The 984-nt window shown below is 68.1% G+C and carries 1 pseudogene; it reads left to right on the forward strand.

What is annotated here, in order from left to right:
• A pseudogene (locus A9W95_RS04165) lies at positions 1-984 on the forward strand (HNH endonuclease signature motif containing protein); the annotation flags it as partial.

Genomic DNA, 984 nt, shown 5'->3' on the forward strand with positions numbered 1-984 from the left:
TCACCCGCGGGGAGGCCAGCCGGCGGATCGGGGAGGCCGCCGAGTTGGGTGAGCGCCGCGCGCTGACCGGGCAGCCGTTGGCGCCGCGGTTGACCGCCACCGCCGCCGCACAGCGGGAGGGCCGCATCGGCGGTGAGCATGTGCGGGTGATCCGGGACTTCTTCCACCGGCTGCCCGCCCATGTCGATGTGGAGACCGAGGAGAAAGCCGAAGCCCACCTTGCGCGGTTGGCGGCCCAGTATCGGCCCGATCAGCTGGCCAAGCTCGCTGAGCGGCTGATGGACTGCCTACACCCTGACGGGGACTACACCGACGACGACCGCGCCCGCCGCCGGGGGTTGAGTTTAGGGAAGCAGGACGTCGATGGGATGTCGCGGCTGAGCGGCTATCTGACTCCTGAAGCCCGCGCCACCCTGGAAGCGGTGCTGGCCAAGTTGGCCGCGCCGGGCATGTGCAACCCTGCGGATGAGGCGCCGTGTGTCAGCGGCACGCCGTCCGAGCAAGCCATCAAAGGCGACCTGCGCTCCGCCGGGCAACGTAACCACGACGGTCTCTTGGCGGCGTGTCGGGCGCTGCTGTGCAGCGGCGATCTCGGCCAACACAACGGGTTACCGGCCTCGATCATCGTCACGACGACACTGAAGGAATTAGAGGCCGCCGCGGGGAAGGGCTTGACCGGAGGCGGCACGCTGTTGCCCATGTCCGATGTGATCCGGCTGTCCCGCCACGCGCATCACTATCTGGCGATCTTCGAGCGCGGCAAAGCCCTGGCGCTCTACCACACCAAACGACTCGCCTCCCCCGCCCAACGAATCGTGTTGTACGCAAGGCTCGTGGCTGCAGCGCCCCCGGCTGCGACGTTTCGGGCTACTACTGCGAAGTCCACCACGTCACCCCGTATGCCCAATGCCGAACCACCGACGTCAACGACCTCACCTTCGCCTGCCGCCCCGACCACACCCTCGTCGACCAGGGTTACACCAC

It is taken from the genome of Mycobacterium sp. 1423905.2 (assembly GCF_001673155.1).
Lineage (GTDB): Bacteria > Actinomycetota > Actinomycetes > Mycobacteriales > Mycobacteriaceae > Mycobacterium.